This window comes from Nocardioides sp. zg-1308, assembly GCF_013155375.1.
GTDB classification, from domain to species: Bacteria; Actinomycetota; Actinomycetes; order Propionibacteriales; family Nocardioidaceae; genus Nocardioides; species Nocardioides renjunii.
Genome location: NZ_JABJQY010000004.1, coordinates 726218 through 750884 on the forward strand (window position 1 = coordinate 726218; position 24667 = coordinate 750884).

32 protein-coding genes are annotated in these 24667 nt (G+C 73.3%); 21 read left to right on the forward strand and 11 right to left on the reverse strand.

Annotation, left to right across the window (positions count from 1 at the left end; genetic code table 11):
* Positions 1-41 precede the first annotated feature (41 nt).
* The 3 genes from wrbA (at position 42) to HN031_RS18165 (ending at position 1272) form a co-directional block, all read left to right on the forward strand.
* On the forward strand, positions 42-632 hold the full coding sequence (wrbA, locus tag HN031_RS18155) for an NAD(P)H:quinone oxidoreductase (protein WP_172273421.1): 591 nt from the start codon (positions 42-44) through the stop codon (positions 630-632).
* A gap of 27 nt (positions 633-659) precedes the next feature.
* Positions 660-950, forward strand: a complete 291-nt coding sequence (locus tag HN031_RS18160; RefSeq protein WP_172273423.1) for a hypothetical protein — start codon at positions 660-662, stop codon at positions 948-950.
* Between the two features lie 103 nt (positions 951-1053).
* Positions 1054-1272 carry a hypothetical protein gene (locus HN031_RS18165; RefSeq protein WP_172273425.1) on the forward strand — a complete coding sequence of 73 codons (219 nt, stop codon included), beginning with the start codon at positions 1054-1056 and terminating at the stop codon, positions 1270-1272.
* Positions 1273-1321: 49 nt separating this feature from the next.
* Here the strand turns inward: HN031_RS18165 and HN031_RS18170 are convergent, their stop codons facing one another.
* Positions 1322-2071: a TetR/AcrR family transcriptional regulator C-terminal domain-containing protein gene (locus HN031_RS18170; protein ID WP_172273427.1), complete on the reverse strand. Its 750-nt coding sequence runs from the start codon at positions 2069-2071 to the stop codon at positions 1322-1324.
* Positions 2072-2163: 92 nt separating this feature from the next.
* Here HN031_RS18170 and HN031_RS18175 point away from each other — a divergent pair, with 92 nt between their 5' ends.
* Together HN031_RS18175 and HN031_RS18180 are read left to right on the forward strand one after the other, a co-directional pair.
* Entirely contained in the window at positions 2164-3039 is an 876-nt protein-coding gene (locus HN031_RS18175; protein ID WP_172273429.1) for an ABC transporter ATP-binding protein, read from the forward strand.
* Positions 3036-3851: an ABC transporter permease gene (locus HN031_RS18180; protein WP_172273431.1), complete on the forward strand. Its 816-nt coding sequence runs from the start codon at positions 3036-3038 to the stop codon at positions 3849-3851. Before HN031_RS18175 ends, HN031_RS18180 begins: the two co-directional genes overlap by 4 nt.
* A 15-nt stretch (positions 3852-3866) precedes the next feature.
* Here HN031_RS18180 and HN031_RS18185 read toward each other — a convergent pair whose 3' ends face one another.
* A complete protein-coding gene (locus HN031_RS18185) occupies positions 3867-4238 on the reverse strand; it encodes a DUF2256 and DUF3253 domain-containing protein (RefSeq protein ID WP_172273433.1) in 372 nt (123 codons plus the stop codon).
* A gap of 50 nt (positions 4239-4288) precedes the next feature.
* Between HN031_RS18185 and HN031_RS18190 the strand changes: the two genes are divergently transcribed.
* On the forward strand, positions 4289-5266 hold the full coding sequence (locus HN031_RS18190; protein ID WP_172273435.1) for a zinc-binding dehydrogenase: 978 nt from the start codon (positions 4289-4291) through the stop codon (positions 5264-5266).
* Positions 5263-5868, forward strand: coding sequence for a hypothetical protein (locus HN031_RS18195; RefSeq protein ID WP_172273437.1), 606 nt, complete (start codon positions 5263-5265; stop codon positions 5866-5868). Before HN031_RS18190 ends, HN031_RS18195 begins: the two co-directional genes overlap by 4 nt.
* Positions 5869-5898: 30 nt before the next feature.
* Here the strand turns inward: HN031_RS18195 and HN031_RS18200 are convergent, their stop codons facing one another.
* Entirely contained in the window at positions 5899-6222 is a 324-nt protein-coding gene (locus HN031_RS18200; RefSeq protein WP_172273439.1) for a putative quinol monooxygenase, read from the reverse strand.
* A gap of 77 nt (positions 6223-6299) precedes the next feature.
* On the opposite strand from HN031_RS18200, the gene HN031_RS18205 reads away from it, so the two are divergent.
* Entirely contained in the window at positions 6300-7310 is a 1011-nt protein-coding gene (locus HN031_RS18205) for a 5'-3' exonuclease H3TH domain-containing protein (RefSeq protein WP_172273441.1), read from the forward strand.
* On the opposite strand, the gene HN031_RS18210 is transcribed toward HN031_RS18205, so the two are convergent.
* Positions 7302-7595, reverse strand: a complete 294-nt coding sequence (locus HN031_RS18210) for a MerR family transcriptional regulator (RefSeq protein ID WP_172273443.1) — start codon at positions 7593-7595, stop codon at positions 7302-7304. The two genes, HN031_RS18205 and HN031_RS18210, sit on opposite strands and share 9 nt — an antisense overlap.
* Before the next feature lie 136 nt (positions 7596-7731).
* Here HN031_RS18210 and HN031_RS18215 point away from each other — a divergent pair, with 136 nt between their 5' ends.
* Positions 7732-8169: an Hsp20/alpha crystallin family protein gene (locus HN031_RS18215; RefSeq protein ID WP_172273445.1), complete on the forward strand. Its 438-nt coding sequence runs from the start codon at positions 7732-7734 to the stop codon at positions 8167-8169.
* Between the two features lie 89 nt (positions 8170-8258).
* Here the strand turns inward: HN031_RS18215 and HN031_RS18220 are convergent, their stop codons facing one another.
* Together HN031_RS18220 and HN031_RS18225 are read right to left on the reverse strand one after the other, a co-directional pair.
* On the reverse strand, positions 8259-8924 hold the full coding sequence (locus tag HN031_RS18220; RefSeq protein WP_172273447.1) for a GPP34 family phosphoprotein: 666 nt from the start codon (positions 8922-8924) through the stop codon (positions 8259-8261).
* Between the two features lie 10 nt (positions 8925-8934).
* Positions 8935-9549 carry a hypothetical protein gene (locus HN031_RS18225; protein WP_172273450.1) on the reverse strand — a complete coding sequence of 205 codons (615 nt, stop codon included), beginning with the start codon at positions 9547-9549 and terminating at the stop codon, positions 8935-8937.
* A gap of 265 nt (positions 9550-9814) precedes the next feature.
* Here HN031_RS18225 and HN031_RS18230 point away from each other — a divergent pair, with 265 nt between their 5' ends.
* The 9 genes from HN031_RS18230 (at position 9815) to HN031_RS18270 (ending at position 18297) form a co-directional block, all read left to right on the forward strand.
* Entirely contained in the window at positions 9815-11143 is a 1329-nt protein-coding gene (locus tag HN031_RS18230) for an endonuclease/exonuclease/phosphatase family protein (protein ID WP_172273453.1), read from the forward strand.
* Positions 11144-11269: 126 nt separating this feature from the next.
* The gene (locus HN031_RS18235) at positions 11270-13309 is read left to right on the forward strand and encodes a PhoX family phosphatase (protein ID WP_172273456.1); all 2040 of its coding nucleotides are present in this window, start codon (positions 11270-11272) and stop codon (positions 13307-13309) included.
* 105 nt (positions 13310-13414) lie between these two features.
* A complete protein-coding gene (locus HN031_RS18240; RefSeq protein ID WP_172273459.1) occupies positions 13415-14209 on the forward strand; it encodes a ceramidase domain-containing protein in 795 nt (264 codons plus the stop codon).
* A 132-nt stretch (positions 14210-14341) separates the two neighbouring features.
* A complete protein-coding gene (locus HN031_RS18245) occupies positions 14342-15259 on the forward strand; it encodes a ferritin-like domain-containing protein (protein ID WP_172273462.1) in 918 nt (305 codons plus the stop codon).
* Positions 15256-15432, forward strand: a complete 177-nt coding sequence (locus HN031_RS18250; RefSeq protein ID WP_172273465.1) for a hypothetical protein — start codon at positions 15256-15258, stop codon at positions 15430-15432. Before HN031_RS18245 ends, HN031_RS18250 begins: the two co-directional genes overlap by 4 nt.
* Before the next feature lie 66 nt (positions 15433-15498).
* Complete coding sequence (locus HN031_RS18255) at positions 15499-15837, forward strand: twin-arginine translocase TatA/TatE family subunit (RefSeq protein WP_172273468.1); 339 nt, start codon at positions 15499-15501, stop codon at positions 15835-15837.
* Positions 15834-16169, forward strand: coding sequence for a twin-arginine translocase TatA/TatE family subunit (gene tatA / locus HN031_RS22070; RefSeq protein ID WP_172273471.1), 336 nt, complete (start codon positions 15834-15836; stop codon positions 16167-16169). The genes HN031_RS18255 and tatA overlap by 4 nt, the downstream gene beginning before the upstream one ends.
* Positions 16170-16181: 12 nt before the next feature.
* Positions 16182-17012 (forward strand): twin-arginine translocase subunit TatC, encoded by an 831-nt coding sequence (tatC, locus tag HN031_RS18265; protein ID WP_172273474.1) that lies wholly within the window; start codon positions 16182-16184, stop codon positions 17010-17012.
* A gap of 1 nt (position 17013) precedes the next feature.
* Positions 17014-18297 carry an Nramp family divalent metal transporter gene (locus HN031_RS18270; protein ID WP_172273477.1) on the forward strand — a complete coding sequence of 428 codons (1284 nt, stop codon included), beginning with the start codon at positions 17014-17016 and terminating at the stop codon, positions 18295-18297.
* 81 nt (positions 18298-18378) lie between these two features.
* On the opposite strand, the gene ctlX is transcribed toward HN031_RS18270, so the two are convergent.
* The 4 genes from ctlX to HN031_RS18290 are packed head-to-tail and all read right to left on the reverse strand — an operon-like array spanning position 18379 to position 21308.
* On the reverse strand, positions 18379-19413 hold the full coding sequence (gene ctlX / locus HN031_RS18275) for a citrulline utilization hydrolase CtlX (RefSeq protein ID WP_172273480.1): 1035 nt from the start codon (positions 19411-19413) through the stop codon (positions 18379-18381).
* Positions 19414-19436: 23 nt separating this feature from the next.
* The gene (locus tag HN031_RS18280; protein ID WP_172273483.1) at positions 19437-20546 is read right to left on the reverse strand and encodes a beta-eliminating lyase-related protein; all 1110 of its coding nucleotides are present in this window, start codon (positions 20544-20546) and stop codon (positions 19437-19439) included.
* Positions 20547-20553: 7 nt separating this feature from the next.
* Positions 20554-20757: a hypothetical protein gene (locus HN031_RS18285; protein ID WP_172273486.1), complete on the reverse strand. Its 204-nt coding sequence runs from the start codon at positions 20755-20757 to the stop codon at positions 20554-20556.
* Positions 20758-20780: 23 nt separating this feature from the next.
* A complete protein-coding gene (locus HN031_RS18290) occupies positions 20781-21308 on the reverse strand; it encodes a 2'-5' RNA ligase family protein (protein ID WP_172273489.1) in 528 nt (175 codons plus the stop codon).
* Between the two features lie 54 nt (positions 21309-21362).
* Here HN031_RS18290 and cobT point away from each other — a divergent pair, with 54 nt between their 5' ends.
* Positions 21363-22427, forward strand: coding sequence for a nicotinate-nucleotide--dimethylbenzimidazole phosphoribosyltransferase (gene cobT / locus HN031_RS18295; RefSeq protein WP_172273492.1), 1065 nt, complete (start codon positions 21363-21365; stop codon positions 22425-22427).
* The gene (locus HN031_RS18300) at positions 22424-23188 is read left to right on the forward strand and encodes an adenosylcobinamide-GDP ribazoletransferase (protein WP_172273495.1); all 765 of its coding nucleotides are present in this window, start codon (positions 22424-22426) and stop codon (positions 23186-23188) included. Before cobT ends, HN031_RS18300 begins: the two co-directional genes overlap by 4 nt.
* Before the next feature lie 11 nt (positions 23189-23199).
* Here HN031_RS18300 and HN031_RS18305 read toward each other — a convergent pair whose 3' ends face one another.
* Positions 23200-24042, reverse strand: coding sequence for an SDR family oxidoreductase (locus tag HN031_RS18305; protein ID WP_172273498.1), 843 nt, complete (start codon positions 24040-24042; stop codon positions 23200-23202).
* A gap of 59 nt (positions 24043-24101) precedes the next feature.
* On the opposite strand from HN031_RS18305, the gene cobU reads away from it, so the two are divergent.
* Positions 24102-24629: a bifunctional adenosylcobinamide kinase/adenosylcobinamide-phosphate guanylyltransferase gene (cobU, locus tag HN031_RS18310; RefSeq protein WP_172273501.1), complete on the forward strand. Its 528-nt coding sequence runs from the start codon at positions 24102-24104 to the stop codon at positions 24627-24629.
* The last annotated feature ends 38 nt before the right edge of the window (positions 24630-24667 follow it).

Consider the following 24667-nt stretch of genomic DNA (forward strand, 5'->3'; position numbering starts at 1 on the left):
GGACGGGGACCGCCCACCGGTCCCCGGCTAGCGTCCAAGGTATGACCAAGCTAGCGATCGTCTACTACTCCAGCTACGGCACCGCTCACACGATGGCGACACGGATGGCCGAGACCGCCGAGGCCCGCGGCGCCGAGGTCCGCCTCCGCCGGGTCCGCGAGACCGCCCCCGACGAGGTCGTGCAGGGCGTCGAGGCCTGGGCGGCCCACGCCGCCTCGGTGGCCGACCAGCCCGTCGCCGAGCCCGAGGACCTCGACTGGGCCGACGCCGTGATCATGGGCTCCGGCACCCGCTACGGCCACGTCACCAGCCAGCTCCAGTCCTTCATCGACACCCTGGGACCCCTCTGGCAGGAGGGCCGGCTGGCGGACAAGGTCTACGCGTCCTTCACCTCCAGCCAGACCCTGCACGGGGGCCAGGAGACGACGATCCTGGCCATGCTCACGACCTTCGCCCACTTCGGCGGGATCATCGTGCCGCCCGGCTACACCGACCAGACCAAGTTCAACGACGGCAACCCCTACGGCGTCGGCGTCGTCACGGGCCAGGGCGGGGTCGACGACACCGCCAACACCGCCCTCGACCACCTCGTGACGCGGGTCCTCGACGTGGCGAAGAGGCTCGAGTCCTGAGCCGCTGCACCCGCTAGCGTGGCGGGGGTGAGCGAGGAGCTGCGACGGGCCGCGGACGCGGCGATGCTGCCGGTCGTGGCCTCGCTCGCCCCGGCCGGCGTGCTCGAGGCGCACTGGCTGCCCGATCGGGCGGGTGACCCCGTGGTCTGGGTGCGCGTGCGGACCGAGGCCGACCGCGTCGCCCTGCAGTCCTACAGCTGGGTGCTGCCGCAGGTCCAGGTCATCATGTCCCGCCTCGGGCTGCCACCGCAGCAGGTGCTGGCCCTGAGGCTGGAGGTCACCTCGAGCGAGGCCGAGGACCGGCTCTTCGAGGAGTGAGTGCCCCACCGGCGAGGGGTCGCGGTGGCCGGGCCGTGCTGCTGCATGCTCCGGCCCGGGGCATACTGGGCGATGGGCGACCACCAGCTCCGGAAGGACCCACATGGGCAACACCCCCTCGTTCGGCCTGCCTGCCTTGGGCCCGGTGTGGACGAACGAGCTCCGCACCGTCCTCACGGATCTCCACGGCCTCGACGAGACCGAGGCCGGCAAGGCGCTCGAGCGAGGGCTGCTGATCGCGGGCTACCCGCTCGACGTGGACTTCGTCGCTGCCGCGGACGCCTTCGAGATCATCGAGCACGGTCTCCCCCTCCCCCGGTGACCACAGGCGGCGACCCGGGTGGCGACGCGGGCCGCCACCCACCCGTCGCTCATCGGTCGAGGAGCACCAGCAGGCCGTCGACGATCCGGTCGAGGGAGAAGCGGAACTGGCCCTCGGGGTCGCTCGCCGCCTGGTAGGCCTCCCCGGCCGCCGTGCCCACCCGGCCGGCCAGCGGATAGCTCCGCCCGGCCATCAGCTCGCCCAGCAGCTCGTAGTTGGCCTCCCACCACTGGAGCTCGGTCAGACCGGAGCTCCGCTCGGCCAGCCGGACCTCCTGGCGGGCCCGGACCGCGGACGAGGCGCAGCCGTCCAGCAGCGCGACGGTCCGGTCCATCTCGAGGTCGTCGAGCCCGAGGCCCTCGACCGCGGTGAGCTGCCACTCGTAGCGGTCGGCGGCGTGCGGGCCCAGCCAGGCCCGCAGGCCGGCGACCTCGAGCAGCCACGGGTGGGCGGAGTACTCGGCGTACGCCGCCTCGGCGACCGCCTCCAGCCGCCGCCGCGTGTCGTCGGGGTGCGCCGGTCGCTCGGTCCGCCCCAGCACCTGGTCGGTCATCAGCACGATCAGCTCGTCGCGTCCGGGCACGTAGGTGTAGACCGTCATGGCGCCGATCCCGAGGCGCTGGGCGAGCCCGCGCATGGACAGCGTGTCGAGGCCCGCGGCGTCGGCGACCTCGATCCCGGCGTCGACCACGTCGTCGATCGACACCTTGGGGCGCGGGCCTCGTCGCGGGGCCGCGCCCTCGGCGCCCGACCCGCGCCACAGGAGCGGCAGGGCACGGTCGGCGGTGGGGTCGGTCACCCGGCCATCCTAACTACCTCGTACAACGTACGGAACAAATGCTAGGCTCCGCGCGTTCATCGTCGTACAGCGTACGAAACAAGGAGGACGAGATGTCCACTGCTCCCCTGACCATCCGCGGACTGCGCAAGACCTACGGCTCGACGGTGGCGCTCGACGGCGTCGACCTCACCGTGCAGCACGGCCACGTGCACGCCCTGCTCGGGCCCAACGGCGCCGGCAAGACCACCTTGGTGCGCACCAGTGCCACCCTGACCCGCATCGGCGAGGGCGAGGTGAGCGTGGCCGGGCGCGACGTGCGCACCGACCCGGCCGGCGTCCGCCGGGCGGTCGGCCTCGTCGGCCAGTCCCCCGCGCTCGACGAGAAGCTCCACGGGCGTGAGAACCTCGTGCTCTTCGCCCGCCTGCACGGCCTCCACCACGCGCCCGCCCGCGCCCGTGCGGAGGAGCTGCTCGAGCGGTTCGGCCTGACCGAGGCCGCCGACCGCCCGGTCTCCACCTACTCCGGCGGCATGCGGCGCCGCCTCGACATCGCCACCGGCCTGGTGCTGCGTCCGGTCCTGCTCTTCCTCGACGAGCCGACGACCGGACTCGACCCGCGGGCCCGCGCCGACGTGTGGGACATGGTGCGCGAGGTCGTCGCGGAGGGCACCACGGTCCTGCTCACGACGCAGCACATGGAGGAGGCCGACCGCCTCGCCGACCGCATCACGGTGCTGCGCGACGGTCGGGTCGTCGCCGAGGGGACGCCGACGGAGCTCAAGAGCCGGCTCGGGGGCGACCAGCCCGTGCTGACCCTGCCGATCGGCGCCGACGCCGGTGCGGCCCGGGAGTCGCTGGCCCGCGCCGGCATCACCGGCGTCGAGGTCGACGTACGCCAACCCACCCTGGACGAGGTCTTCCTCCACCTCACCGAGACAGACACCGTCGCGGACACCGTCACCGTCACCGAAGGAGCCGCCCGATGAGCACCATCCACACCTCCCCCACCCACACGCTCGCCAGCACCGCCCGGGAGAGCTGGCTGGTCACCGGTCGCGACCTGCGTCACTGGCTCCGCGACCCGTGGACGCCCGTCTTCGGGATGGCGTTCTCGGTCATGCTGGTCCTCGTCTTCGGCTACCTCTTCGGTGGTGCCGTGGCGCTGCCGGGCGGCGGTGACTACCTCGCCTACCTGCTGCCAGGGATGCTCGCGCTGTCGATGATGTTCGGCGTCGAGAGCACGATGGCCGCGATGGCGACCGACTCCCGCCGCGGCGTCATGGACCGATTCCGCTCGCTGCCGATGAGCGGGGTGGCGGTCCCGCTCGGCCGGGCGATGGCCGACCTGCTCAACTCGGCGGTCCAGCTGGCCGTGCTGATGGGCGGCGGGCTGCTCATCGGCTGGAGCGTCTCGGGCAGCCTGCTCGACGCGTTCGTCGCCGTCGGCCTGCTGCTGTGGCTGCGCTTCGCGGTGCTGTGGCTCGGCATCTTCCTCGGGCTCGCGTTCCGGTCCGAGGGGGCGATGGTGGCCGTGCAGGTGCTGGTCTGGCCGATCGGCTTCCTCTCCGGCGTCATCGTCCCGCCCGAGACGATGCCGGGGTGGCTCGGCGTCGTCGCCGACCTCAACCCGGTGTCGGCCACCGCCGCCGCGTGCCGTCAGCTGTTCGGCAACCCCACCGGGATCACCGAGGGCCTGCTGGCCGACCACGCCCTGCTCCTCGCGGTCGCCTGGCCGGCCGTGCTGACGGCGGTGTTCGTCCCGCTGTCGGTGCGCGCCTTCCGCCGTCTCGGCGCCTGAGGCTCCGGCGGGCCGCTAACGCCGCCTGATCCGGATCGGGCCCTTGGCCGTGGAGGGGTCGACCACCCGACCACCCTGGGTGATCTCGACCTCTCCGCGGTCGACCATGCGCCGGGCGGCCCGCCGGGCGGGCTCCATCAGCTCGCGCCACGCGTCACCGTCGCCGCCCACCTGCCGGGCCGCCTCGGACGGACAGATCGTCGCCGACGCGGCGCGCTGGGCCAACAGGTCGGTGATCGCCTCCTCCAGCCGTCGGTCGACGTCGCTCACCCCACGCTTGCGGCACGACGTCGAGCAGTAGCGCACCTGGTCCCAGTCGCGCTCCCACTTCTTGCGCCACTCGATGGTGCGCCCGCAGGACTGGCAGGTCTTCGGCTCCGGCGGCATGCCCCCAGTCTGCCTCGCCGGTCCGCGCGCCCACCTGTTTGACTGGCGGCATGCGTGCACTCGTCCAGCCCCAGTTCGGTGACCCCGCCCGGGTCCTCTCGGTCCAGGAGGTCCCGGACCCCGAGCCCGGCCCGGGACAGGCGCTCGTGCGGGTCCTGCTCTCCCCCATCCACAACCACGACCTCTGGACCGTGCGCGGCAGCTACGGCTTCAAGCCGGAGATGCCCGCCCGTGCCGGCACCGAGGCCGTCGGCGTCGTCGAGGCCCTGGGCGAGGGCGTCGAGCACCTCGCCGTCGGCCAGCGGGTGGCGACCGGAGGCAGCTTCGGCGCTTGGGCCGAGCTCATCGTGGCGCCGGCGGCCGGCCTGGTGCCGGTGCCCGACGGGATCGGCGACGAGGCCGCCTGCCAGCTCGTCTCGATGCCGTTCAGCGCGATCGCGCTGCTGGACCTCCTCGACCTCTCCGAGGGCGACTGGATCGTCCAGAACGCCGCCAACGGCGCGGTCGGCCGCCTGGTCGCCCAGCTCGCCGCGGCCCGCGGGGTCCACGTGCTCGGGCTCGTGCGTCGCTCCGCCGGCGTCGAGGAGCTGCGCGAGCAGGGCATCGAGCGCGTGGTCGCCACCGACGACGACGGGTGGCGCGACCGGGTCCGTGACGTCGTCGGCGACTCGCCGGTCGTGGCAGGGGTCGACTCGGTCGGCGGCAGCGCCGCGGGCGACGTCGTCTCCCTGCTCGCCGACGACGGCGTGCTGGTGGTCTTCGGCGCGATGGCGTCGCCGACCCTCGAGATCGGCTCGGGGGACGTCATCTTCAAGCAGGTCACGATCAAGGGCTTCTGGGGCAGCAGGGTCTTCGCAGCCATGTCGCGGGAGAAGCGCGCCGCGCTGATGGGCGAGCTCGTCTCCGGCATCGGCTCCGGCGCGCTGACGCTGCCGGTGGAGGAGGTCTTCGGCCTCGACGAGATCGCCGACGCCGCGCGGGCCAGCGCCGAGCCGGGACGCCGCGGCAAGGTCCTGCTGCGACCGTGACCCCACGACTCCGCGCGGCACTGTCGGCGACGCTCGGCGCACTCCTGCTGACGGCCTGCGGGACCGGCGCGGGCCACGGCTCCGCGGCGAGCTCCGCCGGCGGCCCGCCGACCGGCCCGGCGGACGAGCGGTCCACCTCGCCGTCCACGGCGCCGGAGGGTCCGCCCTTCGGGCCGCCCGGCGACGCGCAGGACGCCCGGCCCTCCGGCGAGTGGGACCTCCAGCTCGAGGACGTACGACTCGGCGACCATGACGGCTTCGACCGGGTGGTGCTCGAGTTCAGCGGCACCGGCACCCCGGGTTGGGGTGTGAACCACGTCGAGCGTGCCCGCGCCGAGGGCAGCGGTGAGGCGGTCGCGCTCGGCGGCGATCGCGTCCTCAACGTCAGCGCGTCGGGGACGGGCCTGCCCGAGGAGGGCTCCTTCGAGGTCCCGCGACGCCTCGGGCCGGCCGGCGACATCGCCGACGTCCACGTCATCGGCTGGTTCGAGGGCTACACGCAGGTGCTCGTCGGGCTCGAGGGGGACGAGCGGCCCTTCCGCGTGTTCGGCCTCGCCGACCCGCCGCGCCTGGTCGTCGACGTCCTCGACGTGTCCGACTGACGGTCCCGCCGGACCGCCGCCGTGGACGGGTCAGTCGACCTTCATCTCGCCCAGCTCCGACCAGCCGTCCTGGTCGACCTCGTGGCTGACGATCCGCGGCGTCGCGGCGAGGTAGCGCGGCAGCTCGGCCTGCGCCGCCCTGAAGTGCTCGGAGCCGACGTGCGCCGCACCCGCGTCGCCGTCGCGGAACGCCTCCACGAGGACGTACTCGTCGGGGTCGTCCAGGCTGCGCGACCAGTCGAACCACAGGCAGCCCTCCTCGGCGCGGGTGGCCTCGGTGAACGACCGGGACAGCTCGGGCCACGCGTCGGCGTGCTCGGGGCGGACGGCGAACTTGGCGGTGATGAAGATCAAGGCGTGCTCTCCCTGGGGTGCGGGGGTCGGGACCGGTCGGACCCGGTGAGGGACCCCCTAGGCTACGGCTGATCGCCATGACCGGACCCGCCCTGACCCGAGCCGCCTCCCGCCCCCGCAGGCTGCTGCTGGTCGTCGACGCACCATCGCTGCTGCACCGCAACCACCACGCCCGGGCGCACACCGGCCTCCGGGACCGCCACGGCCGGCCGATCTGGGCCCTGCAGGGCATGCTGCGCCAGATCCTCGAGTCGATCGACACGATCGCTCCCGACGCCGTCCTGTTCGGCCTCGACGACCGCACCGGCTCGGTGCGCCGGGAGGCCTATCCCGACTACAAGGCCGGCCGCGCCGAGAAGGACCCCGAGCTCGTCGACCAGCTCGACCGCGCGGGCGCCCTCCTCGACGCCCTCGGCCTGGCGACGCTGACGCCACCGGGCCTCGAGGCCGACGACGTCAACGCCTCGGGCGCGACGTGGGCCGAGGCCCACGGGTGGGACTGCGTGATCATCACCTCCGACCGCGACGCCTTCGCGCACATCAGTCCGCACACGCAGGTGCTGCGGCTCATCGACGGCGGCATCCACGGCTCGCCCATGCTCAACCCGGCGCGCTTGTTCAACATGTACGGCGTCCGTGCGGCCAACTACCTCGCCTTCGCCGCCCTCCGCGGCGACTCCAGCGACAACCTGCCCGGCGTCCAGGGGATCGGCGAGAAGACGGCGGCGATCCTGCTCGACGTTGCCGGGTCGATGGACGCGGCCTGGGCCGACATCGACCACAACGGCGGGCACGCGCTGCTCGACGCCCTCGACGACTGGTCGGCCGAGACCGGCGGCCGTCGCGTCGGCGCGACCGTCGTACGCCGCCTCACCGCGCCCGGCGCGCGCGAGCGCTACGACTTCAACGTCGAGATGATGTCGGGGCGGCACGACCTCGACCTCGGGCTCACGCCCGACGTCCCGGGGTCGCGCGGGCTGCTGCCCCTCGACCTGGACCGGGTCACCCGCGTGGTCGGGTTCCTCGACAACGACTTCACCACCGACTTCGCCGTCCGGGTGCTGACGAGCCGTCCGGCGTCAGGCTGACTCCGCGGCGTCGGGTCGCTCGCCGAGCTCGCCGCGGAGCGCTGACACCTCGTCCTCGAGCTCCAGCACCCGGGCGATGCCCGCGAGGTTGAGCCCCTCGGCCAGCAGGTCGCGGATCCGCTCCAGCCGCTCGACGTCGTCGGCGCTGTAGAGGCGCGTGCCGCCGGCGGTCCGGCCCGGGGTCAGGAGCCCGCGGCGCTCGTAGACGCGGAGGTTCTGGATCTCCATCGACACCATGGAGGCGGCCACCGAGATGGCGTAGACGCCGTCGTCGCTGCTCGTCATCCGACCTCCTCCGCCGCGACCAGAAAATCCTGCTGAGGACTTGATCATGCCTCACGCCGGCGCTATAACAAACCTGTATCCAGCAATACAGGTCGTGGATCCGCGAGGACCACCCGGCTGACCCAAGGAGGAGACGATGTTGCTTCGCACGACCGACCCGTTCCGTGACCTCGACCGCCTGACCCAGCAGCTGCTCGGCACGACCAACCGTCCGGCCGTGATGCCGATGGACGCCTGGCGCGAGGGTGACCGCTTCGTCATCGAGTTCGACCTGCCCGGCGTGAGCCGCGACAGCATCGACCTCGACGTCGAGCGCAACGTGCTGACCGTGCGCGCCGAGCGCGTCGCCCGCAACGGCGACTGGGAGGCGCTCGCCTCGGAGCGCCCGAGGGGTGCCTTCAGCCGCCAGCTCGTGCTCGGCGACAACCTCGACCTCGACCGCATCGAGGCGGCGTACGCCGACGGCGTGCTGCGCCTGGTCGTGCCGGTCGCGGAGAAGGCCAAGCCCCGCAAGATCGAGATCGCCCAGCACGGCTCCGACCGCTCCGGCGAGCCGGCCGAGCTGACCGCCTGACCCACTTCCCGTCGTGGGGTCGCAGCCCTTGCGCAGTGTGCTGCGGCCCCACGACGCACGTCCGGGGCGGCTCGAGCCCGGCCCCGGGCTCAGCTCCCGGTCGTCGAGATGATGACGGGCACGATCGCTGCGGTCATGATCGCGGTGTTCATGGCCTCGACCGCCCGCGCCACCGCCGTCCCTGCCTGCACATGGGTGGCGACGTCCTCGATCCGGGCCTTCAGCTCCTTGCGACCGAGGCCGCCCGCCTCGTCCTCGAGCACCTTCGCTGCGATGCCCAGCCCCTGCAGGATCGCCAGCAGCGTGGCGTCCGCCGGCTGCGGCGTACCACCCGCCAGCACGGTCCGCAGGCGCTCGCGCACGCGCCGCTCGGGCTCGGGGTCACGCACCGGGTACTTCGCCGGCACCAGCCCGAGCGCCCGCTTCTCCTCGATGTCGACGACCCCCGCGTCGCGGAGCGCGAGCGCCACCGGCTCCACGGCGGCGAGCCTGCCGTCGGTGACCAGCGACGACAGCTTCTTCCCGTCGCGGTCGCAAAGGCGCTCGAGCGCCGCGTCGAGCACGGGGTGGCCGGTCGGGTGGGGCGCCGTCACGGTCATCCGCGGGTCCTTGTCGTCGCTGAGCGTGATGCGCTCGGCCAGCACGAGGTCGGTGACGACCGCGGCGGCGAGCCCGTAGCCGTTCTGCGCGGTGGCGCTCTCGGCCTTGCCGTCGTCGCGACGCAGGAGCAGGAACAGTTCTTCGGCGATCAGCATGCCGACCAGCCTAGGCAGCGTCCTCGCGTGCGGGATCCGTCTCCTGGTGGATCTCGAGGGACAGGATCCGGGCCGTCAGCTCCACCGCGGGACCGAGGAGCAGGATCACCGCGAGCGTGCCCACGCCGACCGTCGCACCCAGCAGCCAGCCGCCCAGCGCACCCCCGCCCTGCACGATGCTGTAGGTCCACTTGAAGGGCACCGGCGGGTCCCAGGCGAGCGCCGCGGCCTCGGCCGGCCCCGCCCCGGTGTGGCTGCCGAGGTAGGTCGCGATGCCGACCGCGAGCACCGGGAACGCCGCCGCGAGCAGCACGCAGCGCCACACCAGGTCGTCGGGCGTCGCCAGCAGGTCGAGCACCACCGAGACCGTCACACCGACCAGCACGACCTGCACCACCGTGCCGACGCCCGGGCGGACGCCCCGCAGGGCCGCGAGCGCGACCAGCAGCACCCCGACGACGAGGTTGACGATCCAGAAGTCGATCCCGCTCGAGAGGGAGAGGCCGTTGACGAATGTCGAGTAGCCGTCGGAGCCGAGGTCGGCCGCCAGCAGCATCGCCACGCCCGTGCCCAGCACGACGCAGCCGACCAGGAGCAGCGCCGTACGGCGAGGGCTGGGGATCACGGCGCCAGCATCTCAGGGGTCCGGCCTCTGGAGTCACCGGATATCCGGGGACCGCCGGCGGATCGCGGAAGATCCGGGTCACCAGATGGCTCGGATCTTCCGCGATCCTCGTGGCGAGGAACCGCGCGGACCCCACGACCGCAGGCGCCAGGTGACCACCCGCTGAACACGAGGTGAGACCTCCGCCAACGCCTCCCCCGGCGCCTTCCCGGCCCGTCGCGCCCCGTCGTAGGTTGGCCGGACCCCCACTCGGAAGGTCCTCCCCATGCGCACCCGCCCCTCCCTCGTCACGAGCCTCGCCACCGCGGCCACCACCGCCGCCCTCGCCGTCGCCGGGCTGGCGCTCCCCGCCGACGCCGGAGGACCCGGAGGCGGCCACGGGCACGGCCACGGGAACGGCCACGGCCACGGCCACGGCCACGGGCACGGCCCGAAGCACGCCGAGCTCCGCTTCTCGACCTTCAACGCCTCACTCAACCGCCTGACCGCGGGCGAGCTCGTCAGCGACCTCTCGACACCCGACGACCCGCAGGCCGCCGCCGTGGCGGAGACGATCCAGCGCACCGACCCCGACGTGCTGCTGATCAACGAGTTCGACTACGTCGAGGGCGGCGTGGCGGCCGAGCTGTTCCGCGAGAACTACCTCGAGGTCGGCCACAACGGCGCCGCGCCGGTCGACTACCCCTACTACTTCGTCGCCCCGGTCAACACCGGCGTCCCGAGCGGCCTCGACCTCGACAACAGCGGGACCGTCGAGGGCGGCAACGACGCGTACGGCTTCGGCACGTTCCCCGGCCAGTACGGGATGGTCGTCTACTCCAAGTACCCGATCGCCTCGGACGACGTCCGCACCTTCCAGGACTTCCTCTGGAAGGACATGCCCGGGGCGCTGCTCCCGGACGACCCCGCCACGCCCGCGCCGCGGGACTGGTACTCCCCCGCCGAGCTCGACGTCTTCCGGCTCTCGTCGAAGTCGCACTGGGACGTGCCGATCCGGGTGCCGGGTCGCGAGCCCGTGCACTTCCTCGTCTCGCACCCGACGCCGCCGACCTTCGACGGCACCGAGGACCGCAACGGCACGCGCAACCACGACGAGATCCGCTTCTGGGCCGACTACGTCAGCGGTGGCCGGCAGGCCGGCTACATCTACGACGACGAGGGCCGGCGCGGCGGCCTCGAGCGCCACCGGCACTTCGTGATCGCCGGAGACCAGAACGCCGACCCCTACGACGGCGACTCGGTCGACGAGGCGATCAACCAGCTCCTCGACCACCCGCGCGTCCAGGACCCGCACCCGACGTCCACGGGCGCCGTCGAGCAGGCCCGGCTCCAGGCCGGCGCCAACCTGACGCACACCGGCCCGGACGCCGAGGACACCGCCGACTTCGACGACCTCGTCGGCAGGGGGCCGGGCAACCTCCGCGCCGACTACGTCCTGCCCAGCCGTACGCTCCAGGTCCGCGGCGCCGGCGTCTACTGGCTGCCGACCAGCGACCCGCTCTTCAGCCGCCTGGTGGGCGTCTACCCGTTCCCGGCGAGCGACCACCGCCTGGTCTGGGTCGACGTACGGCTGCGCGGCGCACACCGCCGCTGACCCCCGCAGCCGCTTCGCGGAGCGGCCGACCGCTGTTCACCGACCGTCCACCTCCCCGCCCTCCGCGGGGCGACCGGGATGACCAGAGTCGGGGCGTCCGATCACCTCTCCTCGGAAAGTCCCCCCATGACTCTTCGCACGAGCCCGACCCTGCTCCCGATGGCCGGCCAGACGCACGGCAACCGGAGCGCGGTCACCTGCCACCTCCGCTGCGGTGACGCCTGCTCCCTGGCCGCCCCCAACACCACCGAGACGTCCTACTTCCGCGACGTCGCCGCCCAGGCGCTGAGCCGCCGCTCCGTGGTCGGCACGGGTGTGGCCGTCGCCGCCCTCACCGCGGTGCCGGCGCTCCCCGCCGCCGCGAAGCCCGGCAAGGGTGGCGGCCACGGGCACGGGAACGGCCACGGCGGTGGCGCGCACGGCCTCCCGTTCACGGCCATCGCCCCCGCCGCGGTCACCGTCGACACCGTGAGCGTGCCGGCCGGCTACCGCTGGGACCCGATCCTCCGCTGGGGCGACCCGATCCTGCGCGGCGCGCCCGCCTTCGACCAGGCCCGCCAGTCCCCCGAGGCGCAGGCCGGCCAGTTCGGCTACAACAACGACTACCTCGACATCATCGAGACCAGCCGCTCCGGCACCAGCGCCCTGCTCGTGTGCAACCACGAGTACACCAACGAGAACATCATGTTCCCGCCCGGCACCGACCCGGCGACCATCATCCGCACGGCCTGGGCGGCGCACGGCATGTCCGTGGTCGAGCTGCGGCGCCGCCGGCGCGGCGAGAAGTGGACGTACGTCCCCGGCGCCCGGCTGAACCGCCGGATCACCCTCGACACGCCCTTCGCCGTCGACGGTCCCGCCGCCGGCTCGGAGCTGCTGACGACCAAGGAGGACCCGACGGGCCGGGTCGTGCGCGGGACGATCAACAACTGCGCGGGCGGCACGACGCCGTGGGGCACGGTGCTGTCGGGCGAGGAGAACTTCAACCAGTACTTCCGCGCCACCGGCACCGACCCCAAGGAGGCCCGCTACGGCCTCTCCGCGACCCAGGACACCCGCAACTGGCGCTCGCTCGACCCGCGCTGGGACGCGACCTCCCCCGACTTCGTCCACGAGCCCAACCGGTTCGGCTGGATCGTCGAGGTCGACCCGACCGACCCGACCTCCACGCCCGTGAAGCACACCGCGATGGGTCGCTTCAAGCACGAGGGCGCCAACGTCATCGTCAACCGCGACGGCCACGTGGTGGCCTACATGGGCGACGACGAGCGCTTCGACTACCTCTACCGCTTCGTGTCCCGCGACCGGATCCGTCCGGGCAACAGCTGGTGGGCCCGCCGCCACAACCTGCGCCTGCTCAGCGAGGGCGACCTGTCGGTGGCCCGTTTCACCGGTGACGGCCTCGAGGACGGCGTCAGCGACGGCACCGGCGAGTGGCTCCCCCTCACCCGCGACGGCCAGTCGATGGTGCCCGGCTTCACGATCGAGGAGGTGCTGGTCTACACGCGGCTGGCCGCCGACGCCGTGCAGCCCACCAAGATGGACCGTCCCGAGGACGTCGAGCCGAGCCGGCACAGCGGCCGGGTCTACGTGGCCTGCACCAACAACACCGACCGCGGCAAGGTGGGCAAGGAGGGGCCGACCGAGCCCAACCCGCGCCCGCTGAACAAGGACGGCCACGTGGTGGAGCTGATCCCGGCCGACGGCGACCACACCGTCGACCAGTTCACCTGGAACCTGCTGCTGATCTGCGGCGACGCGGCCTCCGCCGGCACCTACTTCGGCGGCTGGACCGGGCCCGTCTCCCCGATCTCCTGCCCCGACAACGTCGCCTTCGACAGCGAGGGCAACCTCTGGGTCTCGACCGACGGCCAGCCCAGCGCCATCAAGGTCAGCGACGGCCTCTTCAAGGTGCCGGTCGAGGGTCCCGAGCGTGGCCGGGTCCAGCAGTTCCTGGCCGTCCCGTCGGGGGCCGAGACGTGCGGACCCGTGGTCCACGACCGCGACGGCTCCGTCTTCGTCGCCGTGCAGCACCCCGGTGAGGACGGGACCTGGGACGCGCCGCAGTCGCGCTTCCCCGACTTCGTCCCGGCCGGCGGCGCACCCGCTGCCGGGCAGTTCAGCGGCCCGCGACCCACCGTCGTGCAGGTGACGCGCAGCCGGTGACGCAGGGCGCCTGACCACCCGCTACACCACAGGCCCCGCCGGCGACACCGCCGGCGGGGCCTCGTGCGTCCGGGGCCCGCGCCCCGGGCGCCCTACGATCGCGCCATGACCCGTCCCCTGGTGGTCACCGGCGCAGTCGCCGTTGTCTCCACGGCACTGCTGGCCCTTGCCGTCGGCGGCGGCTGGCTCGGCCCCGACGTCGGACGCGGGGCCGACTTCTGCGAGGCGCCGCACGGCGGCTGGGTCCGCCAGCCGGTCAACACCCTGTCGAACCTCGGCTTCGTCGTCGCCGGGCTCCTGGTCGCCGGCCGCGCCGCGCACCGGCCGCCGGACAGCGCCACGTCGCCACGCGTCATGCCCACCGCGGTCGCCACCGCCTACGCCTGCGTCGTCGTGCTGCTCGGCCCCGCGTCCGCGGCGATGCACGCCACCCAGACCGAGTGGGGCGGCCACCTCGACATGCTGAGCATGTACCTCGTCGCCGGCTTCGCGTCGTCGTGGGCATGGGTGCGCTGGACCCGCCGCGGCCCGGCGGCGTTCGCGGCGGCGTACGTCGCCTGCGTCGCCGCCTGCGAGGTCGTCGGCCTGTGGCCCGAGCCGATCCCCGTCGTGCACTACTCCGGCAACCTCGCCTTCGGCGTCCTCCTCGTCGTGGCCGTCGTCCTCGAGACCCGGATCTGGCGTCGTGGGGACACGGTCATCGCCTTCCGCCACGGCGTGGTCGCGCTCGCGGCGATGCTCCTGGCCTTCGCCATCTGGCTGCTCAGCAACGCCGGCTGGTGCGACCCGGACTCGGTGCTGCAGGGCCACGCCGCGTGGCACCTGCTGTGCGCGGTGGCGGCGTACTGGCTCTTCCGGCTCTACGACTCGGAGCGCTCCCCTTCACCCGCGCGGGTGTGAACCCGGCACACCATCCAATCCGCCGGGCCCCGTCACGCCGAATGCCCTGCGTCACACCAGCCGGGCCACAGTCCCGGCGGGGTCGCCAGAGGCTGGGCGTCCTTGAGCGCAGAGCCACTGGATGGAGTACGCATGTTCGGCAAGGCAGTCATCACAGACATGATCAACCGGAGCGCGGAGAACGAGACGGACCGCCGCCTGTTCCTCAAGTCGGCCGGCGTCGCCGGTCTCGGCATGGTCGGAGCCGGAGCCCTCGGTGGCGCGACCGCGGCGCCCGCGCAGGCCGCCGCGATCAGCGACGGCGCGGTCCTCAACTTCGCCCTCAACCTCGAGTACCTCGAGGCGGAGTTCTACTCCTACGCCTTCTACGGCCGCGGCATCGACGACAAGCTGACGTCGGGCAAGGGCAAGAAGGGCGGCGTGGTCGGCGGCAAGAAGGTCCCCTTCCAGACGCCGGCGATCTACAACTACGCCAAGGAGATCGCGTGGGACGAGCTCCACCACGTCGAGTTCCTCCGCAAGGCGCTGGGCAGCGCCAAGGTCGCCCGACCCACGATCGACCTGCAGTCCAGCTTCACCGCGGCCGCCACGGCGGCCGGGCTGATCCAGGCCGGCCAGACCTTCGACCCGTTCGCCAACGAGAACAACTTCCTCCTGGCGGCCTACCTCTTCGAGGACGTCGGCGTCACGGCCTACAAGGGCGCGGCCCCGCTGATCTCCAACAAGACCTACCTGGAGGCCGCCGCGGGCATCCTGGCCGTCGAGGCCTACCACGCCGGCCTCGTCCGCTCGGCCCTCTACTCCAAGGACCTGCAGGACGCTGCCCGGGCCATCTCCAACGCCCGCGACAGCCTGGACGGCAAGGGCAACCGGGACCAGCCCATCGGCAACGCCACGTCGGCCAACATCACGCCCGTCGACGGCAACGGCATCGCCTTCAGCCGCTCGGCCGGCGAGGTGCTCAACGTGGTCTACCTCAACCCGAAGTCCGTCACCAAGGGCGGGTTCTTCCCCGACGGCGTCAACGGCGTCATCAACAAGAGCGCGTGATCGTCGTGCCGGCGATCGAGCTGGTCGGGATGCTGCTGCTCGGCCTCGTGGTGCTCCGCGCCGCGTGGCTGGCCACGCACCCCGCCCTGCACCACGCCGCGCTGCGGCCGGACCACTGGTCCCGCGAGGTCGACCGGGTGCTGCACCAGCAGCACCCCCGGCACCGGGCCTGACCGCTCCCGGTGGCCCGGGCACCCCTGTGGTGCCCGGGCCACCCCGAGCCGACGAGAGGACACGCCATGTTCGGCATCGGACTGCCCGAGCTCGCGGTCATCGCCTTCTTCGCAGTCGTGCTGATGGGCCCCGACAAGCTGCCCGGCCTCGCCAAGCAGCTGGCGCAGGGCATCAAGACCGCCAAGCGCATGAGCGACTCCGTGCGCGACGACCTCCGCTCCTCCCTCGGGGAGGAGTACTCCGACCTCGAGCTGCGCGACCTGAACCCGCGCGAGCTCATCCGCCGCCAGGTCGAGGAAGCGCTCGCCGAGCGTGACGACCCGGCCGACACGGACGAGGACGACGACGAGCTCGAGCCTGAGCTCGTCCCCCACGCCACACCCGATGAAAGGAAGACCGCATGACTTCCACGACCACGACCCTCCTGGTCGGCGGGCTGGGCGGCATGGAGCTGCTCATCATCCTGGCCGTCCTGGTCCTGCTGTTCGGGGCCTCCAAGCTGCCCGAGCTCGCCCGCGGCTCCGGCCAGGCGCTGCGCATCTTCAAGTCCGAGACCAAGGGACTCATGGACGGCGACAAGGACGACCACAAGGACGACCACAAGGTCGACCACAAGGTCGACCACGCGGTCGGCCACCAGGACGGCGTACGCGCCGCGCACGCCGTGTCCGAGCCGGTCATCGTCGAGACGCCCGTCGTCGAGACGCCCCGCGAGCACGACGCACCCCGCGGCTGACGGGAGCCACCGATGTCGATCGCCACTGCCGTCTCCGTGCTGCGGGTCTCCCCCAGCCGACCCGGTGCCTCGGCCGGGCACATGACCCTGGCTGACCACCTGCGCGAGCTGCGGGCCAGGCTCATCCGGTCCGCGCTCGTCCTGGTGGTGGCGTTCTTCGTCTCCCTGCTCTTCTTCGACCCGCTCCTGTCCCTCGTCCTCGGTCCCTACAACCAGGCCCGCGACCTGGTCGGCGCCGACACCACCACGACGGCGTACGTCGCCGGTGCCACGGGACCGCTGATGCTGCACCTCAAGCTGTGCGGCGTCGCCGCGCTCATGGCTGCCAGCCCCTACTGGCTCTGGCAGGCGTGGGCGTTCGTCGTGCCGGGCCTGCTGGAGCGGGAGAAGCGGTGGTCGCGGGTCTTCGCCATCGTGGCGGGTCCGCTCTTCATCGGCGGTGTGGCCCTGGGCTACTACGTGCTCCCCAAGGGGCTCGGCGTGCTCATCGGCTTCACCCCGGACGGCCTCGACAACCTGGTCGAGTTCGGCGACTACTTCTCGTTCTTCACCCGGATGCTCCTGGTCTTCGGGCTCGCCGTCGAGCTGCCCTTCTTCCTGGTGCTGCTCAACCTCGCGGGGGTCGTCACCGGCGCCCAGCTCGGCCGGCACCGCTCGATCATCCTGATGGGCACCGTGGTGTTCGCCGCGATCGCCACCCCCTCCACCGACCCGTTCTCGATGCTCATGCTCGCCGTCCCGATGATGGTGCTGTTCGTCCTGGCCGAGGTGGTCACGCGGCTGATCGACCGGCGACGCCGCACCCGCACCCTCGCCCAGGTCGACCCGTGGAACGAGGGCTGAGGTGTTCCAGACGAAGCGGTACGCCGCTCCCCCGACGCGCCGGGCCACGGGTCCGGCGGGCCCGGGCACCGGGGGCACGGGTGCCCGGCGCCGATCCACCCGCCTGTGGCCGCTGCTCGGCCCCGCGTTCGTCACGGCGGTCGCCTATGTCGACCCGGGCAACTTCGCCACCAACATCGCCGCCGGCTCGGCCTACGGCTACCTCCTCGTCTGGGTGGTGGTCGTCAGCAACGTGATGGCGATGCTCATCCAGTACCTCTCCGCCAAGGCCGGCGTCGCCACCGGCATGAGCCTGCCCGCCCTGTGCCGGGCGCACCTGCCCCGTCCGGTCGTCCGCGGACTGTGGGGCCAGGCGGAGCTGGTCGCCATCGCCACCGACCTCGCCGAGGTCGTCGGCGGCGCGCTCGCGCTCAAGCTGCTCTTCGACCTCCCGCTGCTCGCCGGCGGCACCATCACCGCGCTGGTCGCCTTCGCGCTGCTGGCGCTCAAGGGCACCGGCCACCGGCACTTCGAAACGGTGATCGTCGGCCTGCTCGGCGTCATCCTGGTCGGGTTCGTCTACGACGTCGCGATCAGCGGCGTCGACGCGATCGCGGTGCTCGACGGCACCCTGCCCCGCTTCGCGGGGGCCGACAGCGTGATGCTGGCCGCCGGCATGCTCGGCGCCACCGTCATGCCGCACGCCATCTACCTCCACAGCGCCCTCACCAGCGAGCGGCTGCACGCCCGGTCCGAGGCCGAGCGACGCACGGTGATGCGCGGCCAGCGTGTCGACGTGGTCGTCGCGATGACCATCGCCGGGCTGATGAACCTCTCCCTGCTGCTCGTCGCCGCGTCGGCGCTGTCCGGCCGGGGCATCGACACCATCGAGGGCGCCCACGCCGCCCTCGGGCAGACCCTCGGGCAGGCCGCCGCGCTGCTGTTCGCCCTCGGCCTGCTGGCCTCGGGGTTCGCCTCCAGCAGCGTCGGCACCCTGTCGGGACAGGTGATCATGGAGGGCTTCATCCGGCGACGCATCCCCCTGGCGGTGCGCCGGCTGGTCACGCTGCTCCCGGCCGTCGTGGTGCTGGCCGTCGGCATCGACCCCACGCAGGCGCTGGTCGCCTCGCAGGTCGTGCTGTCCTTCGGCATCCCGTTCGCGCTCGTGCCGCTGGTGTGGTTCACCGCGCGCCGCGACGTGATGGGCTCCCTGGTCAACCGCCGGGTCACGACCGTCGCGGGAGCCCTCGCCGCCGGGGCGATCATCGCGCTCAACCTCGTGCTGCTCGTGCAGCTCGCGACCTGAGGACCGGTGCGCGGCTCCTCGCCCACGAGCCCAGTCTGAGCAGGACCCGTCGCGGCTCCGCCCGATCCTCGAGAACGAGGCTCAGGCGTCGGCCATGGCCACGTAGCGGCCGTCGGGCGTGACCGGGTTGTCCTCGTTGATCGCGGCCACCGCCTCGGTGAGCTCGGCCTCGGCCAGTGGCGGACGGCGGTCGAGGTGGATTCCGGCGATCATGCACCGCACGGAGCCGCCGGCCAGCTCGATGGTCGGGATGTCGACGGCGACGATCTCGCACGACTCCTCGATGGCCGCCACCTGGTCGGGCCGCAGCGAGCGCTTGGCCCGGGCCGACATGGCCATGACGTAGCGGCGCTTGCCCGTCGACGTACGACCGCACAGCTCGACGGCGTTGCCGGCGAACTCGCGGATCTGCTCCTCGGTGAGCTCGATGACGGTGCGGCCGGTGACCGCGAGCCGCTCGCAGACCTGCTCGCGCCGGTGCTCGTCGGGGATCATCTCGAGGGCGATCATCGCGACCTCCGTGCCGACGCACGCGATCACGTTGGTGTGGTAGACGGGCACGCCGTCGGAGTCGATCGCGTCGAAGGCCATCGGCTCGTAGTTGAAGTCCGTGCAGAAGCGCTCCAGCACCGTCACGTCGGCGCGGTGGCTCTTAGCGGTGTAGGCCACGCGGGAGACGTGGTCGAGCACCATCGCGCCGGTGCCCTCGAGGAAGACGCCGTCGGGCTCGAGCCCGGAGTAGTCGACGACGGTCTGCACGCGGTACTCCGACTTGAGCATCTCGAGGACGTCGGCGCGCCGCTCGTGGCGGCGGTTGGAGGCATACATCGGGTAGACCGCGACGGTGCCTCCCGCGTGGGTGGACAGCCAGTTGTTGGGGAACACGCTGTCGGGGCGGGTGTGGTCGTCGTCGTCGAAGACGTGGACCCGTACGCCGGCCTCCCGCAGCGCCGCGGCCAGCGCGTCCATCTCCGCGACGGCCTTCGCCGACGTGGCCTCGTCGGACTGCCCGGGAGGGGCGTCGGCCTGGAAGGCGTTGTCGGCAGCCGTCGCCGGGTTGGGGACGAAGCTCGTCGCGCGGACGAGGATGACAGCGGAAGGGGCCTGGGCACTCACGGGAGGAATGTAGGCCACGCACCTCAGGTCTCTGAAGCCGCCGACGGCCCCAGGACGACCTCGGCCAGCATCCGGGCCACCTCCGAAGGATCGCGGGCCAGGGCGGGCTCGTAGCAGGTCAGCTCGGTCTCGGCCCAGCCCGGCACGTCGGCCGCGCGCCACAGGCCCGACGGCACGACGCCCCGCTCCTCCGCGCAGGCGATCACGCGCTCGTTGACCGCGTCGGCGGTCCCGGGGGCGTAGACGAGGAAGGTCGCGATGTGGGGCACCTCGGGGAACGAGCGCAGGCCGTGCTCGCGCAGCGCGCCGGCGAGCTCGATCGCCCATGACCGGTTGGCACCGAACCCGGCGTGGTGCTCGCGCAGCCCGCGCAGGCCGCCGACGGCCGCGGCCGTCATCGAGAAGATCGTGCCGCCCATCCGCGCCCGCCACGAGCGCAGCTCGCCGGCGAGGTCCTCCCCGCACACCACCAGCGCGCCGCTCGACCCGCCGAGGCCCTTGTAGAGCGAGACGTACATCGAGTCGAACAGGCCGGCCGCCTCGGCGAGGCTGCGGTCCCAGTGCGCCACGGACTCCCAGATCCGGGCGCCGTCGGCGTGCAGCGGCACGCCCCGCTCCCGCGCCGCGGCGGACAGCGCGACGAGGTCGTCCCACGCGGGCAGCAGGCAGCCGGCGTCGCGCAGGGGCAGCTCGACCATCGCGGCACCGAGCCGGCCGCCGATCGCTCCGAGCGACGCGGCCGTCGGGGTCTCGCGTCCTGTGGTGAGCCACTCCAGCTCCAGGCCGAGCACCCGGCGGGGGCCGTCCTGCTCGTGGTGCACGAGGTGGGAGAGGTCGGGCAGGGCCACGCGGCGCGAGCCCGTGCGGTCGCACCAGGAGCGCAGCGTCGCCTGCTGGGCCATCACGCCGCTGGGGAACATCACCGCAGCGGGCTTGTCGAGCAGCTCGGCGACCTCGCCCTCGAGGCGGGCGACGCCACCGCGCTCGCCGTAGCGGTCCCACTCGACCGCGTGCTCCTCGGCGAAGGCCGCGAGGTCGCGGAACATCGCGGCCGGCGTCGACGGAGCCCGACCGAACACCCAGTCCGCCGAGGCCGACGCCGCCCGGAAGCGGGCGAGGACGTCGTCGCTCACGCGCCGGTCAGGCCTGGCGCTTGAACCAGTAGGTCGTCTCCGCGCCGGGGATCACCTGCACGAGCTCCCAGCCGTTGACGCCGAGGGTGGACAGCAGGTCCTCCCACGACTCGGTGCCCTCGACGAGCGCCTCGGGATCGGCGTTGTAGCCGCCGACCTCCACGTTGCCCTGGTCGTCGACGGTGATCTCCAGATGTGCCCAAGCAGCCATGTCCTGATCCTGCCACAGCCGCCTCAGGCCGCGCCCAGCCGCCACTCGTGCGCGACGTGGCAGCGCCCCGACTCCCACCAGGCGAGCTGCAGCCGGTCGAGGACGACCGTGACCGGTACGACGTCGCCGAGCAGCGCGGCGGTCGAGGCGAGGTCGACGTGGGTCGACGCGGCATCGACGGTCAGGTGCGGCCGCACGTCCTCGCCGTGCTCACCGCCGTACGGCGGGCAGTCGGGGAAGGCGGCCACCAGCCGTGCGGTCAGCTCGCGCAGGCCCGCGTCGGGGTCCGGCCGCAGGTGGATGATCCCGTTGGGGAACTGCGCCAGGTCGGCCAGCCGCACGGCCATCGGCGCGGTCGTGGAGGCGACGACCGCGACCGTGGCGAGGTCGTCCGGCGTCGGCGCGTGCCGGAAGGGCGCCAGCGCGGTGATGTGCGCGTGGGAGAACCGGGGGTCGGCCGAGACGAAGCCCACGTCGTAGTGGGCGGTGCGCGCGCGCACCCACGGCTCCAGCGCCGGCACCGGCAGCTGCAGCACGGAGTGGCCGGTCACGCGGCAAGACTGGCAGGTCGGGCACGGGCACGCGTCACTAGGCTGCTGCGCGACATGGACCAGAACCAGAGCCACGACCAGAGCCCGCACCCGCGCCCCGTCCCCCCGCCCTCCCCCGAGGTCGCCGCCCGGGCGCGCGAGCGCCTCGCCGGGTTGGCGACACCCGCGGGCGCGCTGGGGCGCGTCGGCGAGGTGGGCGCCTGGCTGGCCGCCGTCCAGGGCGAGGTGCCCCCACGACCGCTGAGCGACGTGCGGCTGGTCGTCTTCGCCGGCGACCACGGCGTCGCGGCGCACGGCGTCTCGGCCTACCCGCCGGCGGTCACCGAGGCGATGGTGCGCACGATCGTCGCCGGCCGGGCCGGGGTGTCCGCCCTGGCCCGCGAGCACGGCGTGGTGGTGACCGTGCTCGACATCGCCGTCGACGCCGACCTGGCGGACCTGCCGGCCGAGGTGGGGGCCCGCAAGGTGCGCCGCGGCTCGGGGCCGATCCACCTGACCGACGCCCTCACCCGCGCGGAGGCCGAGCAGTCCCTGGCGCTCGGCGCGGAGGTCGCACGCGAGCTGGTCGAGGACGGTGCCGAGGTGCTGATGACCGGCGACCTGGGGATCGGCAACACCACCCCCGCCGCGGCCCTCGTCGCGGCCGTGCTCGGCCTGCCCGCCGACGAGGTCACCGGGCGCGGGACCGGCGTCGACGACGCCGGCTGGGCGCGCAAGCGCGACGTGGTCGCCGAGGCGCTGACCCGCGTGGGCGGTCGCGCCGCCGACCCGGTCGAGCTGCTCACCGCGCTGGGCAGCGCCGACCTCGCCGCCACCACGGGCTTCCTGGTCGAGGCCTCGACCGCCGGGGTCCCGGTCGTGCTCGACGGGCTGATGTCCGTGGCGTGCGCCGTCGTGGCCGAGGCCCTCGCGCCGGGCGCGTCGGCCTGGTGGGTGGCGGGTCACCGTTCCACCGAGCCCGCCCAGGCGCACGCGCTCACGTCGCTCGGCCTCGAGCCGCTCCTCGACCTCGGCATGCGCCTCGGCGAGGGGTCCGGGGCGGTGGCCGCGCTGCCCGTCCTGCGGTCGGGGATCGCGGTCCTGCGCGACGTGGCGCTGCTGTCCGACATCATGCCGTGACCGTCCGCGACGCCTGGCTGCTGGCCACCGGCACCCTGACGGCGGTGCGGGTGCCGCCGCCCACCACGGTCGACCGGACCGTCGCCGGGCTGGCGATGGTCCTCGCGCCGCTCGCCGTCGTGCCCCTCGGCCTGGCCGCGGCGCTCGTGGTGCTCGTCGGCGGCGCGGTCGGGCTGCCGCCGCTCGCGACGGCGTACGCCGTGCTGCTAACCCTGGCGCTCGGCACCCGGGCGCTGCACTGGGACGGCCTCGCGGACACCGCCGACGGCCTCACCGCGTCCTACTCCCCCGAGCGGTCGCTCGAGGTGATGCGCACCGGGCCGGTCGGACCGGCCGGCGTCGTGGCGGTCGTCCTCGTGGCCGGGCTCCAGGCGGCCGGGCTCAGCGCGGTGGTCGGCGACGAGCAGGGCTGGTGGGTCGTCGGCCTCCTCGTCTGCGCGTCCCGCGCGTGCCTCGTCGTGGCCTGCGTCCGTGGCGTGCCGGCAGCGCGGGCCGGCGGCCTGGGCTCGACCTACATCGGCGCCGTGCCGGTGGTCGGCGCCGCCGCCGTCCTGGTGGTGGCCGCCGGGGCCGTGGCGCTCGCCGGTCACGGCCTCGGCTCGCCCTGGCACGCGCTGGCGGGGCTCCTCGCCATGGTGGCGGTGGTGGGCGCCCTCCTGCTGCGGTGCGTACGACGCCTCGGCGGGGTCACCGGCGACGTGCTCGGGGCGGCCGTCGAGGCCTCCCTCGCCGTGCTGGTGCTCGCCGCGGCGACGACCTGACCGCCGGCCGGTCAGTCGCCCGAGCCGGGCTCGGCCATCTGGCGGTGCATCGCCGCCTTGAGCTTGTCGGGCATCACCTTCGCCGCCGCCTCCTGAGCCTTGGTCGCGACGCCGCCGCCGACCACGCGGTCCTTGCCGGCCATGAGCGCCTCGAAGCCCTGACGTGCCACCTGCGCGGGGTCGTCCTTCTTCGAGGTGCCGACCTTGGTGTCCTCGGCCATGTCGGCCCGCTCGAAGAACTCGGTCTCCGTGGGGCCGGGCATCAGCGACGTCAGGGTCACGTTGGTGTCCTTGAGCTCGTTCTGCAGGGCCTCGGTGAAGGACTGCAGGAACGACTTGGAGGCGTTGTAGACCGCCTGGAAGGAGCCGGGCATCGTCGAGGCGATCGACGACGTCACCAGCACCCGACCCGCGTCGGCGGCGACCATGTCGCGCAGCACCAGCTTGGCGAGCCGGACGGTCGAGGTGATGTTGAGGTCGATGATGGAGAGCTCGTCGTCGAGGTCGTTGTCGACGAACGCCCCGCCCTGGCCGACGCCGGCGTTGAGGGCGATCGCCGCGAGGGGTCGGCCGTCGCGCCGGATGGCGGCGTAGAGCTCCTCGACGCCCTCCGCCCGGCGGAGGTCGACGCGGACGGGCTCGACGCTGCCCTCGCCCTCGGCGCGCAGGGTCGCCGCCGCGGCGGCGAGCTCGTCGTCCTCCGCGGAGACGACGAGGTCGAAGCCGTTCTCGAGGAACTGGCGGGCGAGCTCGAGGCCGATGCCGCTCGACGCGCCGGTGACGACGGCGAGCGGGCGGCCCTCGAGCGCGGCGTTCGGCGAGGTGGTCGGTGCGGTGTCAGCTGAGTCGGTCATGGCGTCCCGTACCCCCTCCTCGTGCCTCGATCCGCGACCCCTCTGCCAAGATCTGCGCCATGCGGATCCTGGTCACCGGCGGCGTACGGTCCGGCAAGTCCACCCACGCCGAGGGGCTCATCGGTGACGAGCCGGCCACCTACGTGGCGGCCGGGCCGACGCCGGAGGCCGACGCGGACCCGGACTGGGCCGCCCGGGTCGCGGCACACCGCGATCGGCGCCCCGCGTCGTGGTCGACGCTCGAGACCCAGGACCTCGCCGCCGCCGTCCGCGACGCCGAGGCGCCCGTGCTCGTCGACTGCCTCGGCACCTGGCTCACCGCGGTCGTCGACGCCGCCGACGCGTGGGAGCAGGACGGGGACGCCGTCCTCGCCCTGGTGGTGGCCCGGACCGACGAGCTCACCGACGCGCTGCGCGCCACCGAGCAGGACGTCGTGCTCGTCACCAACGAGGTCGGCCTCGGGGTGGTGCCCGAGCACCGGTCGGGACGGCTGTTCCGCGACCTGCTCGGCACGGTCAACCAGCGCGTCGCCGCCGCCTGCGACGAGGTCCACCTGGTGGTGGCCGGCCGCGTGCTGCGCCTCTGACGTGACCGGGCACTTCGTGCCCGTCCCGGACGCCGACC